Annotated in this window: 16 protein-coding genes; 4 read left to right on the top strand and 12 right to left on the bottom strand. The window is 36.9% G+C overall.

The window, feature by feature from the left end:
* Positions 1 to 6 precede the first annotated feature (6 nt).
* Positions 7 to 642 carry an acrylate utilization transcriptional regulator AcuR gene (acuR, locus tag CWB77_RS06870; protein WP_138622030.1) on the bottom strand — a complete coding sequence of 212 codons (636 nt, stop codon included), beginning with the start codon at positions 640 to 642 and terminating at the stop codon, positions 7 to 9.
* A gap of 375 nt (positions 643 to 1017) precedes the next feature.
* Between acuR and rmf the strand changes: the two genes are divergently transcribed.
* Positions 1018 to 1188, top strand: coding sequence for a ribosome modulation factor (rmf, locus tag CWB77_RS06865; protein WP_008114656.1), 171 nt, complete (start codon positions 1018 to 1020; stop codon positions 1186 to 1188).
* 63 nt (positions 1189 to 1251) lie between these two features.
* Here rmf and fabA read toward each other — a convergent pair whose 3' ends face one another.
* A complete protein-coding gene (gene fabA, locus CWB77_RS06860; RefSeq protein ID WP_010389976.1) occupies positions 1252 to 1767 on the bottom strand; it encodes a bifunctional 3-hydroxydecanoyl-ACP dehydratase/trans-2-decenoyl-ACP isomerase in 516 nt (171 codons plus the stop codon).
* Between the two features lie 195 nt (positions 1768 to 1962).
* Between fabA and CWB77_RS06855 the strand changes: the two genes are divergently transcribed.
* The 3 genes from CWB77_RS06855 to CWB77_RS06845 are packed head-to-tail and all read left to right on the top strand — an operon-like array spanning position 1963 to position 4071.
* Positions 1963 to 2820, top strand: a complete 858-nt coding sequence (locus tag CWB77_RS06855; protein WP_138622028.1) for a 6-carboxytetrahydropterin synthase — start codon at positions 1963 to 1965, stop codon at positions 2818 to 2820.
* On the top strand, positions 2813 to 3631 hold the full coding sequence (locus tag CWB77_RS06850; RefSeq protein ID WP_138622026.1) for a M23 family metallopeptidase: 819 nt from the start codon (positions 2813 to 2815) through the stop codon (positions 3629 to 3631). The genes CWB77_RS06855 and CWB77_RS06850 overlap by 8 nt, the downstream gene beginning before the upstream one ends.
* Positions 3632 to 3636: 5 nt before the next feature.
* Entirely contained in the window at positions 3637 to 4071 is a 435-nt protein-coding gene (locus tag CWB77_RS06845) for an acyl-CoA thioesterase (RefSeq protein WP_008114650.1), read from the top strand.
* 198 nt (positions 4072 to 4269) lie between these two features.
* Here the strand turns inward: CWB77_RS06845 and CWB77_RS06840 are convergent, their stop codons facing one another.
* From CWB77_RS06840 to CWB77_RS06795, 10 genes are all read right to left on the bottom strand, one after another.
* Positions 4270 to 5592 (bottom strand): Na+/H+ antiporter family protein, encoded by a 1323-nt coding sequence (locus CWB77_RS06840; protein WP_010389979.1) that lies wholly within the window; start codon positions 5590 to 5592, stop codon positions 4270 to 4272.
* Positions 5589 to 7562: a transglutaminase TgpA family protein gene (locus CWB77_RS06835; protein ID WP_138622024.1), complete on the bottom strand. Its 1974-nt coding sequence runs from the start codon at positions 7560 to 7562 to the stop codon at positions 5589 to 5591. Before CWB77_RS06835 ends, CWB77_RS06840 begins: the two co-directional genes overlap by 4 nt.
* Entirely contained in the window at positions 7555 to 8544 is a 990-nt protein-coding gene (locus tag CWB77_RS06830) for a DUF58 domain-containing protein (RefSeq protein ID WP_171043256.1), read from the bottom strand. The genes CWB77_RS06835 and CWB77_RS06830 overlap by 8 nt, the downstream gene beginning before the upstream one ends.
* Positions 8545 to 8548: 4 nt before the next feature.
* The gene (locus CWB77_RS06825; protein ID WP_055012204.1) at positions 8549 to 9454 is read right to left on the bottom strand and encodes an AAA family ATPase; all 906 of its coding nucleotides are present in this window, start codon (positions 9452 to 9454) and stop codon (positions 8549 to 8551) included.
* An 8-nt stretch (positions 9455 to 9462) separates the two neighbouring features.
* Positions 9463 to 9846 carry a response regulator gene (locus tag CWB77_RS06820; RefSeq protein WP_010389983.1) on the bottom strand — a complete coding sequence of 128 codons (384 nt, stop codon included), beginning with the start codon at positions 9844 to 9846 and terminating at the stop codon, positions 9463 to 9465.
* 356 nt (positions 9847 to 10202) lie between these two features.
* On the bottom strand, positions 10203 to 10628 hold the full coding sequence (locus CWB77_RS06815) for a DUF1090 domain-containing protein (protein WP_138622020.1): 426 nt from the start codon (positions 10626 to 10628) through the stop codon (positions 10203 to 10205).
* Between the two features lie 27 nt (positions 10629 to 10655).
* Positions 10656 to 11624 (bottom strand): ATP-dependent 6-phosphofructokinase, encoded by a 969-nt coding sequence (locus tag CWB77_RS06810; RefSeq protein WP_138622018.1) that lies wholly within the window; start codon positions 11622 to 11624, stop codon positions 10656 to 10658.
* Between the two features lie 184 nt (positions 11625 to 11808).
* On the bottom strand, positions 11809 to 12381 hold the full coding sequence (locus CWB77_RS06805; protein ID WP_008114635.1) for a MiaE family protein: 573 nt from the start codon (positions 12379 to 12381) through the stop codon (positions 11809 to 11811).
* 68 nt (positions 12382 to 12449) lie between these two features.
* Positions 12450 to 13088: a sulfotransferase gene (locus CWB77_RS06800; RefSeq protein WP_138622016.1), complete on the bottom strand. Its 639-nt coding sequence runs from the start codon at positions 13086 to 13088 to the stop codon at positions 12450 to 12452.
* Between the two features lie 6 nt (positions 13089 to 13094).
* Positions 13095 to 14003, bottom strand: coding sequence for a transporter substrate-binding domain-containing protein (locus tag CWB77_RS06795; protein WP_138622014.1), 909 nt, complete (start codon positions 14001 to 14003; stop codon positions 13095 to 13097).
* Positions 14004 to 14009: the final 6 nt, after the last annotated feature.

The following is a 14009-nucleotide window of genomic DNA, read 5'->3' as shown; positions in this document are numbered from 1 at the left end:
AATGCATCATTTGAGTAATGTGCGTAAAAACATTTCTGTGTATAAAGTCAGTGGCTTGCTTGATTGTGTTAGTTTAGCTCGCATTACTGCGCCTTCCCAACCAATCCAAAAAAATTCACTCATTTGTGTGGTATCAATATCAGCTTTAATAGTGTGTTGCTGTTGAGCCAAGTCTAAGCACTGTGTTAACTGTGCTTGCCAAGCATGGTAACTCTGCATTAGGCGTATTTTAAACTCGTCACTTAAATGATTGAGTTCTTGGTTTAAATTGCCTACTAAACAACCGCGTTTGTAATCATATTTTTGCATCCCAGCTATAGCACTTTGGGTAAAGTTAACAATGCGTTCTAGGGGCGGTATTTCAGGTTGCTCTAAATAAAACTTAAGTTTAGCTATAAAAAACGTGTCGTACGCATCAACCAAAGCTAAGCCAAATGCTTCTTTATTTTTAAAGTAATGATAAAACGAGCCCTTAGGGACTTTGGCTTTTTTTAATATGGTGTCGAGCCCTGTGGCACTAAAACCAAACTCAGTGAGGGTTTCTAATCCCACACGAAGGAGCAACGCTTTAGTGTCTGCGTTGTCTCTGGCTATTTTGGGTGGGCGGCCACGCCTATTTGTAACTGCTGATATTTTATTCATAACTTATATTAGACCGATCGGTTTTAAATAATCAAGTGTTTATTTGCAATCTTTTTAAAACAACGAAATCTGTTCATTTTTCGATTACAAATTAATGAGGAACTTTAGCTTATGTTGCCAGTCACAAATATGACACTTATGTGTTTTTGAGCCGATATGTCGGAACATTTAAATAAAGTTATATAGGTTAAAGTTGATTAAGTTTGAGCAGTAAATTTATTTTTTAATTAATTTATCATTGCATCAGCAGCTTAGTTAAAGTCAAACAAATTAATTGTATTTTGTGTTTGAATTAAACATTTTTGTTGGCTATTTATTAAATGTAGATGAACTTTATGCTACAAAAATATAAATATAAAGGTGAGGATTTTACCGATGAAGAGACAGAAAAGAGATCGTTTAGAAAGAGCTCATTCTCAAGGTTTTAAAGCAGGTTTAGCTGGTCGCTCAAAAGAGCACTGCCCTTATCAACAAGTTGATCCTAAGTCTGAGTGGCTTGGTGGTTGGCGCGAGGCAATAGAAAATCGCAATATGTATAAAACATAAACTCATAACGAATTAAAGCAAAAAGGCCTCCAAATGGAGGCCTTTTTGTTGCGTGTTTTAAACTTAAAACGCGCTGGTATCTTGGAACAAGCCTACCTTTAAATCTTTTGCTTCGTAGATCACGCGGCCATCTACTTCTACGGTTCCATCAGCCATACCCATAAACAATTTACGCTTAATAACGCGTTTCATGTCTAGGCGGTAGGTTACTTTTTTAGCTGTTGGCAATATTTGACCGGTAAATTTAACTTCACCTACACCGAGTGCACGACCAAGACCAGGACCACCAGACCAACCTAAGAAAAAGCCCACAAGTTGCCACATAGCATCTAAGCCTAAACAACCAGGCATTACTGGGTCGCCTTTAAAATGACAGTCGAAAAACCAAAGGCTAGGGTCGATATCTAGCTCTGCAACTATTTGACCTTTACCATGCTCACCACCGTCATCGGTAATTGAAATGATACGATCCATCATTAACATGTTGTCACTTGGCAAACGACAATTTCCTTCACCAAACATTTCACCTTGACCACAAAGGATCAAATCTTCTTTTGTATAGCTATTTTTAGGTTCCATAACACTTTATCTTTGCTTAGAAATTGCCTCGTACTTTAGCGTACACTTGTAAGCTAAACAACTCGGAGCAGTTAAAAAATGGTTTAATTATAAGCAATCAGTAAATGCAACTGATTTTAGTATGATTAAACCGCGCAATTACTAACAGAAATCATTATAATTGGGGCTGACTTTTAATCAGTTTAAAGGAAATTTATGACCCTTTTTGTTAACTCACTCACTGTGATTGATTTTTCTTACTTATGCAATAAACGCGGTGCAGTTGGCGAAAGTTGGATTGTTGATTTGACTTTACATGGCAAACTAAACGAAGAGTCTATGGTTTTAGACTTTGGCTTAGTTAAAAAGCAAATTAAAGGCATTATTGATGAGTGTATAGATCACCGTTTAGCTGTCCCTAACAACATAAACGGCAGCATCAACGAGTTTGCTGATCACAAAACATTAGATTGTACATTTGCTGATAACAAGCACCTTGCAATGAGTGCACCTCATCAAGCATATTGCTTAATTGATACTGATGAGATTAACGTTGAATCAGTAACAGAGTACTTAGTTGCCACAATACTGCCACAGCTTCCTGATAATATTGAAAAGATTGAGTTGGTGTTAAAGCCTGAGCACAATCAGAGCTTTTATTACCACTATAGCCATGGCCTTAAAAAGCATGATGGTAATTGCCAGCGTATTATTCATGGTCATCGCTCACAAATTGGTATAAGCCTTGGCGGTATTTCTATGCCTCGTTTGCAAAAACAGTGGGCTGATAAATGGCGTGATATTTACTTAGCAACTAGTGAAGATCAAATAAACGCCTCTGAATTAAAACATATCTCAGCTAAAAGTGATGATGTTTGTTTTGCGTATACTGCGGCGCAAGGTTACTTTGAAATGTCTATTAGTGAATCACGTTGCGATATTTTACCAATTGATACCACGGTAGAATGTATTGCTGACTACATTGCCAGCCAAGTGAAATTAGAGCACCCAGAAAAAGACGTTAAAATTACCGCCTATGAAGGTGTTGGAAAGGGGTCGATTAGTTATGCTTAAATCCTTATTAGTTTCGGCGTTAATTGTATCAACTAGCTTTAGTGCTATAGCGCTTGAGCTAAAAGGGCATTTAACTCAAGGCGGCCTAGTAACAGGGCAATTAGATAACGCTAAGTCGGTAAGCCTCAATGGTAAGTCGTTAAAACTTGCTGATAATGGGTTATTTGTATTTGGTTTTGGCCGTGATGCAAAACCTGTACATACATTAAGCTGGGTAGATAAAACCGGTAAAAACCACAGCCAAGATTTAGTTATTACTCTTCGCGATTACGATATAGATAAAATTACCGGTGTTGCTAAAAAATACGTATCGCCGCCAAAAGCGGTAAGTGAACGTATTAGCCGTGAAGCGATCGCAGTACGAAAAGCACGGGCTGTTAACTCTGATTTAGAATACTTTTTACAGCCAGTACTTAGGCCTGCAAAAGGACGCATTTCAGGTGTTTATGGTAGCCAACGTTACTTTAATGGCGAACCTCGCAGGCCACACTTTGGTTTAGATATAGCAAACAAAACAGGTTCACCTGTGTATGCGCCGATAAGCGGAACCGTGGTATTTGCTGAACCAGATTTATATTACTCTGGTGGTACTTTGATTTTAGATCATGGTCATGGGGTTACCTCTACTTATATTCATTTAAGTAAGCTTGATGTAAAAGTAGGGCAGAAGATTGAACAAGGTACAAAGGTAGCTGAAATAGGTGCTACGGGCCGTGTAACTGGGCCGCATTTAGATTGGCGATTTAATTGGCAAGGTGAACGCCTTGACCCTGCATTATTAATGCAAGACACATTAGCTAACAAAAAGTAGAGATTATGACTCAAGTAGAGCGCGAAGCCATTATTGCGCAACGTATAAAAGATTCGACCACTTCGGTAACTAAAGCTGTATTTCCTGGGCGTACTAACCATCATAATACGCTATTTGGTGGTGACGCATTAGCATGGATGGATGAAGTTGCTTTTATAGCTGCCACCCGTTTTTGCCGTAAACCATTAGTAACTATTTCATCAGATAGAGTCGACTTTAAAGAAGCTATTCCTGCTGGTTCATTTGCTGAGTTGATATCAAAGGTATCGCATGTGGGGAATACCAGTTTGAAAGTGGATGTTGAAATATTCCTAGAAACTATGCACAAAGATAACAAGCACTCTGCTATTACAGGCAGCTTTACCTTTGTTGCTGTTGATGATAACCACAGGCCAACACCTGTCGTGTGTGACAAAATGCTGCATGGTTTTGAGTTATAACACCTAACAATAAAAATAATATAAGCACCATGATTGGTGCTTATATTATTAACCATAAAGAACACATCATACTATATTCATCTAATGGCCAACTTAGCAATTGAATAAAATAAAAGGTATTAGTTTTTCAATAAGGAGGGCGTATTAAAGTAATAAATGAGACTAATAAAAAGGCGTGCAATGCACGCCTTTAAATAACTATAAAACCATAGCGGCTATCCAGCCAAACACCAATAACGGAATATTAAAGTGAATAAAGGTTGGCACAACCGAATCCCAAATGTGGTCGTGTTGTCCGTCAGCATTAAGTCCTGATGTTGGCCCTAGCGTAGAGTCAGAGGCAGGGGAGCCTGCATCACCTAATGCGCCTGCCGTACCAACAAGCGCAGCGGTTGCCATTACAGAAAAGTTTAGCTCTAAACATAAAGGCACAAATAAGGTGGCAATTATAGGCACAGTCGAAAATGAACTACCAATGCCCATAGTTATAAATAAGCCGACCAATAAAATTACTGCGGCAGCTATGGGTTTATTACCGTCAAAAATGGCGGCGCTGCTATGGACTAGGCTAGCAACGTGTCCGGTTTCTTTCATTACCGCAGCAAAACCTTGCGCTGAAATCATAATAAAACCAATCATTGCCATCATGGCAACACCCTTACTAAATACGTCGCCGTTTTCTTCCCACTTAACCACACCAAATACACTAAATATAACCACCCCGACTAGGCCACCTAATATCATTGAGCCACTGGCATTTTGAGCGATCAGAGAAGCAAGCACGGCAAATAAACCAACCAGCATTACCTTTTTGGGGTTTTCAACATCAGCTTGTTGGCTTTGAACTGTTAATGCTGTGCTTGTGTATTCGCGGCGTTTTCGATAACTAATAAATAGGGCAATCAACAAGCCGACAAACATACCAATAGCTGGAATTATCATTGCTAAAGGGACACTGGTATTAACAATCTCAAGGCCATTATCAACTAGATTTTTATGTAATATTGAGTATAAATAAATACCCCCAAAACCATACGGCAGCACCATATACGAGGTGGCTAAACCAAAGGTTAAAATACAAGCAATGGCACGTCTATCTAATCGCAGTTTATTAAACACAACAAGCAGCGGCGGGATCAAAATGGGAATAAAAGCGATATGCACCGGCACCAAGTTTTGAGAAGATATAGCACAAATCAAAATAATAAACAGAATAAAGTAGCTTAATATGGTTTCACTAGAGCCTGTTTGAGCATTTACTTTAGCGAGTAACTTAGCGGCCAAAATACGCGTTAAGCCTGACTTAGAGATAGCGACGGCAAATGCACCTAGCATCGCATAGCTTAAAGCAATTTCGGCGCCTGATGATAAGCCAGAATTAAAAGCATCAATACTTTCTTTTAAGCCCATGCCTGCGGTTAATCCGGCAACAAGCGCACTTATTGTCATTGCAACAATCACATTTACGCGGACCAAAGTGAGTCCAAGCATTAAAATAACGCCTATAATAACTGCGTTCATAGATTTCTCTGTTTTATAGATTTAATTAATTTTATCAGATCTTTAGCCTGATTTTTACGTTCTTTGGTAAATGGTTGCCTTGCATAGCGCACTTGCTCAAATAAGTGACAAAAGGCGGTTATTTGTTGCTCTGCATAGGGGGCTTGTTGACTAATGTGTTGTAATGTTTGAATAGGCGTAGCATTTACAGGGTAGTTTATAGTGTGCTTATTAGCCCAACTGAGTATTTGATAATACTCTTTTACCAGCGGAGGTTGTTTGGTTGTTGCCTTGGGGCGGTTTATATAAATAAAATAAGCACTAAAACTTAAAATTAAAACAATAATAACTCCAAGAGGTACTAACCAAACATAAGTGTTACCAAATAGGGACGCTAATAAATCTTGTTGTTTATTTTTATCAAATCCCAGCACCCAACTAGACCATTGATAATCGAGGTTTTCTAACTCAAGGCGAAGCCAGTTTATGGCAGCATAATTACTTAAGCTAACTAAACCAAAATTAATATTATTTTTAAATTCATCATTTAATGCAGCACTCTGTGATAAAGAACCATTTAATCGTTCGGGCGCAACAACCGCTGTTGCATCAAATATTCTCCAGCCTGCATTAGTATATACCTCAACCCAAGCATGCGCATCGTATTGACGAACGGTAATATAGTCATTGTTTTGATTGTACTCGCCGCCTAAATATCCGCTTACTAACCGCGCTGGAACGCCAGCACTTCTAAAAATAAAGGCAGCTGCACTGGCATAATGACCACAAAAGCCACGTTTATTATTAAACATAAATTGATCAATCGTATCATCACCGCGCATAGGTGTTGGCGTAAGAGTGTAACTGAAACTATTTTGCGAAAAATAATCTAGCAGTTTATTAAAAAGCTCATCAGCGTTAGCACTACTGTTTTTTAACTGTTGCGCCAGTTGATAACTTTTTTGGTTATTACTCACAGTAAGCGTTTTATAAAAACGCTGCTCTACGCTATTAAGCTTCTTAGTCGATAATGGTTTAGTACTAACAGAATATTGTAACACTTTGGATTTATATTGTTTTTTACGCAGCAAGCCGACTGAGTTGGAAACTACATTTTCATTGTTACTACTGGCATAGCCAAGCCCATATAACCAATCAGCCATTGCTGGCTCAGCAATTATTGAGTATTGAGTGGTGTTTCCATTGCTGCTATTTTGGCTTGGTAACATCATTGCTTGTTTTAAAAACGAAGATGTTTTCCAAGCTTTACCGTCAAATTCATCATGTACAATAGCGCGCCAGTAGTAAGGGGTAGAGACTGAGTTATCATCAAACTTCGCTCTAAAAACCAACTCATCGGAGTTTGATAACTTTGCAATATCAAATGGGTCTACTTGTTCCGATAGGCCTGTTTGTGCCATTTTAGGACCAGGTAATTGCCAAAATGCAGGAAGTTTAGGTAAAAATATTAAGAGTACAACTGCCAAAGGAAAAGCCAGAAACATTATTTTAGCACTTTTTTTTGATGACAGTTTTAAACTATGACTAGATTCAAGCAACCCAAGTACAGCAAAATTTAAAATATACAGCGTACTAATAATTAAAGTGGTAAAAATAGTTTGGCTAAACAAATACACTGCTGAGAGTGAAAAGAAAGTGAGAGTGATGATCAATTGATAATGCTGCTTTGTTTTTGCTTGCAGCAATTTAAAAACACACGACAATAAAAGCATTGCAACAAACAGCACCACAGTATCTTTAAAGCCAATACTGCTTAGCATAATAATTAATGCTACTACAGCGAGTCCGTTTGCTAACCACGCATTGGGTTTTTGTTTGTGTTTAAGAGTTAAATAAATATTCCAGCCACATAACGTGCTGAGCATAATAATAAAGGGTAGGGGCAAGTGTTCTATAAAAAAGCTCACTAAACCTAAGTAAATAAATGACAGAGAAAAATTTATAACGCGTTGATTTTTTATCTCATTCATAATCAGCGCCTACATTACTTAAGGCTTGTAAGCAGCGTTGCAGATGAAGCTTACCTGATCCATTTTCTATGGATTTATTGGGCAATTTCATCGAGTAATTAATGTCGCTTTCAAACGCTTGGCATACTAGGTAACACAATTGCCCTAAGCGTTGCTCGGTATCGCCTGTCATTAAATTAAAGTCAAATTGTGTATCGGCAGATTTAAAATCACTAAATTGTTTTACTAATAATTGCTGAGTTTTTGCGTAGTGTTTCCACGAAACTCGCTGCAACCCCATTTCTGGCAAATGGGTAATTAAACTTTCAAATTCGTCATCGCCTAGATGTTTTTCAGCTCCTTCATCATCATTAGCAGTCATTTGGCTTAATTGTTTTTGATTTGGTGTTTTAATAATTGAAGGGTAAACATAAACGGTATGATCTGGTTGAATATAGCTCCATACACTCACCAAACCAAATGGATAATTACTGGCAATTTTTATTGGCTTTAGTAAATAGCGTCCGCGCTTTAAATAAGGCAATGGTAACTGGCATTGTATGGTATCGGCTTTAACACTCTCTATATAGCAGTCTTGTTCTAAATTATTGGGATAACTTAAGGTGATTGACTGACATGTGTCGTTTGATTCTATTTGCCACACTAACTGAGGTTGCTGTGGCGCATAACTCTCAATAGTATTCTTAAAGCTGACAGTTAAGCCTTTTGCGTTGCTATAACCTAACAACAAGGCAAAAATAATAATCACAAACATTAAATACGCCATAAACAGTATTAAATTATTTTGATAATTAATTCCCATTACAAAATTTAATAGTGCAACAATGCTAAAATATACACCCAGTGTGGAAGGCAAAACATAAATAGTATTATGCGTTAAAGTGATGCTATTTTTTTTGTGCTTATTTTTTAATAAAGTCGTTAAAATTGTACTTTTTATAGCATGAATAAAAGTAGGGCGTTTTAATTTTAAAATACCCATTGATCTAAACGGGCACTAAAACATGTTTTAAAATGTCTGCAATTTGGTTGTTGCCAGACTCACTATGCAAACCTAATCGATGCTGGCACACACTAGAAAAAACCGCTTGTACATCTTCAGGTAGAACAAAGTCTCGACCTTCAATATAGGCCCATGCCCTTGCAGATTTTGCCAGCGCCATACTGGCTCTTGGTGAAAGCGAAGCAGCTAACGATTGAGCCTCACGTGTGTAAGTCACTAATTCAATTATATAATCAATAACCGCAGCGCTTAGCGTAATATTAGCTATAGATTCTTGTATTTGTTTAAGTTGTTGCTGGTTAATTCGCTGTGGTAATTGGGAGTAATCGCGCTTTTGATTGTTTAATAGTAATCTTTTTTCAGCGTTTTTAGGTGGAAAGCCTAAGCTTATACGCATTAAAAAACGATCTAATTGCGATTCTGGCAGCGGATAAGTCCCTGCTTGATATAAAGGGTTTTGAGTAGCAATAACAAAAAACGGAGTAGGGAGCGGGTACTTTTCTCCATCTACGGTCACTTGTTGTTCTTCCATGGCTTCTAATAACGCACTTTGGGTTTTAGGACCCGCACGATTTATTTCATCAGCAAGTACTACTTGGCTAAAAATTGGGCCTTTATGAAATGAAAAACTATGTTCTTTATTATTAAAAATATTGGTACCAATAATATCAGCGGGTAATAAATCGCTAGTAAATTGAATACGCTGATACGACAAACCCAAAACAGCAGCTAATGCATGCGATAAAGTGGTTTTACCCATACCTGGTAAGTCTTCAATTAGTAAATGGCCTTCACTAAACAAACAGGTTAATGCTAATTTTATTTGTTGTTGCTTGCCAAATATAACGGTAGATAGGTCATCAATAATAGTGGTAACTAGGTGCTGCATAATGTCCTTTAATCTATCAGTTCTAAACGTTTCATTACGGCATCAACTTTTTGCGCGTTGAAAGGCTTGGCTATAAATTCTTTTGCGCCAAGTTCCCAAGTATTTTGTACGGTCTCAAAACTATTATGGCCTGAGCACATAACCACATGAGCATGTGGGTGCTCGTTATTGATCGACTCTAAAATTTCGATGCTTTCAGAATCAGGTAAATCAACATCTAAAAATATAACGTTGGGTGATTTTTCGCTAAGTAAGGGTTTAGCACAATCAAAATTATCACACTCAATAATGTCATCAAAACCTAAGCCGGCTAGCACTTGGCTTAAGTCAGCACGGATTTGTTTAACATCATCAATAATTAAAATTGGTTCGAGTGGGCGTACAAATTCCATATGAATACTTCAACATTTTTTACGGCTTGTGATTTAATATTAAGCTAAGCATTAAGGAACCTCAAGGTGATAACTATGAATTACCGTAATAGTCGTTTAAATGCACTTAATGTCCGATACCGTCTAGTATTGGACTTAGTGAGCTTAAAGTTATTAAAATAGAGCGCCGTACATGCACTTAGATTCTACTACCTATAATTTATATTATGTTAAATGCGATAGAGATATACTTAATCAAACCAACTATCGGCAATTAGGTCACTTATTAACACGGTATTTTAGCCCTTTTATCGCATAATATTTATATTCAGTAGAATGCTCTACTTTAATAAATATAAAAACTCTGTAATGACATTTTAATCAACCAAACTATTTAGCTCATCAATTAATTGCTTAAGCTGTTTAGTTTCGTCGTTTAGCTTTTGCTGATACTTTTCAACTTTGTCATGCTTACCTTGGCGCTTAGCTTTTTTAAGCTCGATTTTATATTCTTCAATTACTGAATTTGTATCATCTATTTTTTGTTGTAACTCTTCTTTTAATCCATCATTGGTACAATATGCGTTTATGTTATTAAGTGCTTTATTGAGACCTGCAACTTTATGTGAATTACCTTGGCGTTTTGAAGCTAATAACTCGAGGTTAACTTCACAGGCTTTTTTCGCACATCCCGTTAAATCTGCACAATCATCTTTGGCCAATACGACTGTTGAACCGGCTAATAATAAACTTATTGAAATACCTTTAATAATTGTCATTTTATAATTTTTATTATCTCGCATTGTTCATTATTCCTATTTAATTAGTCGTTAGCGGCAAAATACAGATAACAGCCCTTGCAGCTCCTCACTAATAACGTGTTGTTTAACAACATCTTGCATAGGAGTATTTGAAACTTTGTTATTTAAAATACCCACCATTTTAGCGCTTTCTCCAGCACATAAAGCCTTAACACTGTGTACGCCTAATCTTATTGCTAACATACGATCCGCAGCTGATGGATTACCACCGCGCTGTAAGTGCCCTAGCTTAGTTACACGTAAATCTATACTTGAATTTATGGCAGTTATTTTTTCACATACATGTTCAACACCAATTTCATCGCCCTCAGACACCACCACGATAAATGCGTGTTCGCTAAGATAATCGCTAATCTTTAGCAATAAATCATCGATATCTTTGTCATTTTCAGGGATCAATACTGAATCGGCACCAGAGGTTAAACCGGCATAAGTACCAATATATCCAGAATCACGCCCCATTACTTCAATAATAAACACCCTATTATGAGATTCTGCTGTATCTCTAATATTATCAATGCATTGCATTGATGTGTTTACAGCTGTATCAAACCCTAAGGTGTAGTCTGTACCTGCAATATCGTTATCTATGGTGCCAGGAATGCCAATATAAGGGATGTTGGTAATGTGCGATAACCATAAACAGCCTCTAAAAGAACCATCACCACCTATGACAATTAAGGCATCAATATTATTATGTTCAATTGTAGCTAAAGCTTGCTGTCTGCCTGTCTCAGTTCTAAATCTTTCACTTCGAGCGGTTTTTAAAACGGTACCGCCCAAGTGCATACTTTGTTGCAGGTTTTTGCAATCAAGTGTCATTAAATCATTATCAATTAAGCCCTCATATCCTTTTCGAACACCTGACACTTTTATGCCTTGTTGTTGAGCGGTTTTTACGATGGCAAATAAAGCGGTGTTCATTCCCGGTGCATCACCTCCAGAGGTAAGCACGGCAATATGTTGAATTGGCTGCATTGGTTCACATCCTTAAAGCAAGCTTATAGATTAAAATGATAATAGCTGTTTATTGATAGGCAGTGTTAACTAAGTGCAGTTAAGTTGATCTAGTTATGCGTTATTAAACAATATTTTTCATAACAATAGAGGGAAGTACTTATATTGGCATGCTAACTTGATGTCAACATGCCGTGGTTAGGTATTAATGTAGAGCAGCAGTAAATGGTATATTTTTACAAATTTCTGCTTCTATTATTAATAACTCTTCTAAACGATCATCAACTTCTTGTTTATCAAAGTATTCGTAAGCAAGTTCAACAAATAGGTTTTTATGTTTTTCTTCAGACTTGGCTATCGCAACATAAAAATCTTTTTCTTTGCCTTCTGGTAAGGCTTCGGCAACTAAAGAAAAACGTTCGTGTCCCCTCGCCTCAATTACACCGCCAACGAGTAGCCTATCCATTAAAAATCCATCGCGTCCATGTCTAAAGTGTGCGCGAATTTGTTTAATGTAAGGGTCTTTTTTATCATCACCTAAATTGGTATCGCGTTCTATCAATAACTTAAGCACTTGCTTGAAATGAATTAACTCTTCTAAGGCTAAGTCAGTCATGGCTTTAACTAATTTACGCTTATCTGGGTAATGTGAAAGCATAGACATGGCCATGCCCGATGCTTTTTTTTCAGCAGCAGCGTGGTCTTGTAAAAAAGTTTCAAAGTCAGCTAAAACAACTTCGGTCCATTCAAATGGCGTGTGGTATTTTAATTCAAACATAAGGATACAACTTATAAAATAATGCGTGGATTTTAGCGTATTTAAAAATAAAAATCTTTGCTCGCGGTTTAAATTTGTCTCTCATAAGGTAAAAATTTATCTATCCGCCCTTTCGCTGTCGATTCAATTTTTAATGGATGTTTTATATCATTCCACGCGGTGACTTTACCGCCCATATTCATCTTTTCAAAGCCATTTAACTCAGAGGTAATACTTAAAAAATCACAAAGCTTACTAAAACTGTTAGGGTTGGCTATATCTATCGCTAAAAAATCATGTTCTCGATTACTAAAATAAGCCTTAGCATTATTAATGTGTACGTTATAACAATCTGTTAAATACTGATCGTTATTTATATTCTCTAGTGAAAAATATTTAAATGTATTTAAATAACAGCGTTTTAAATGAATGTTAAAGCCACCATCTGCGCGAGTTAAATTAGTATGCATTCGCTGCAAAAGCTGTCTTATTGATGGTATCCATGCAGTAAGCTCTCGCTCTAAATATATAAACTTTGCGCCAGGATAGTATTTATCTAGTGCTTGAAAATCGTTAAATATGGGAGTGTCTGCAATTGCAACCGCATTATCAAAACAAGCGGTAGTGTATGCAGTATGGGCTGTTGGTATACCAAAATGTAAAAATGCATTGCATACACTGGTGGTACCGGTTCGCGGTAAGCCAATAATAAATATTTTTTGTTTCATGGGGTTTTACATGTCTTTTTCTGAAAACCAAAGTGAAGTATTATCAAGTGGTGTTAGTAAGGGTAAGTTTTTGTTTTCTAATCTAATAATAATCTTTTTTTTGATATCTGCGTGCTCAATGGCACTGCGATGATACGCATTAAATAAGCGGTCAAACTCGCCATTTTTACGCATGACCGCTAAGCCATTTTCAACTGCATAGGCCAACTCGGGCGTATCTTTACTAAAAAAGAAGTAAATTGCACTTGGGTATTGCAGTATTAACTGAGGAAGAGTTGTAAGTTTTGCATCACCTTTAAAGGTATTTAGCTCCGTTTCAACCTCAAGCAACGATCGAGGAAATACATCTCCTCTGCCTTTTATTAACATATTAAATAATGAGCTGTATTCAATTGATGTTGATACCGTTAATCCACTATCTAATAAAACTTGAGTATCTGGCCAGTCGTGACCTTGAATAAAGTGGATACCTTTAAAGTCATCAATTTTTTTTAAGCTTGATAATTTTTTTTGTTTATTCTGTGTAGTGACAAGTAAACGCCACCCGTATAAACCTTTAAAAATAGGCACTCTTACGGGCAGTAGCTCTTTTTCTCGCTGCTGTGAAGTCATGGTCCATGCAACGTTGACTTCATCATTATGTATAATTTGTTTTAATGAGCGGCTTTGAGGCATAGAAATACTCGATGCTTTTAATGTATATTTTGCGCCGCTGTATTGTAAGGCCGTTCTCAATAAAACTAACGGATAAAGAATTTCATCTTCACCAACTCGCATCGTTTTTGGATAAACATAATTTAAACCATCAATACTTTGATTGCTATTGCTATTGCTATTGTCATTTTCTATTGCCCCTACAAATGACGCCAACGAAGTAGCAAAACATAAGCTTATAAAAACAATAGCGAATCGCATCTTTAT

The sequence above is a fragment of the Pseudoalteromonas sp. S1610 genome (genome assembly GCF_005887465.1).
In the GTDB taxonomy this organism is placed as follows: domain Bacteria; phylum Pseudomonadota; class Gammaproteobacteria; order Enterobacterales; family Alteromonadaceae; genus Pseudoalteromonas; species Pseudoalteromonas undina.
Note: the sequence above shows the minus strand (reverse complement) of the source record. Positions and strands in the feature narration are given on the sequence as shown.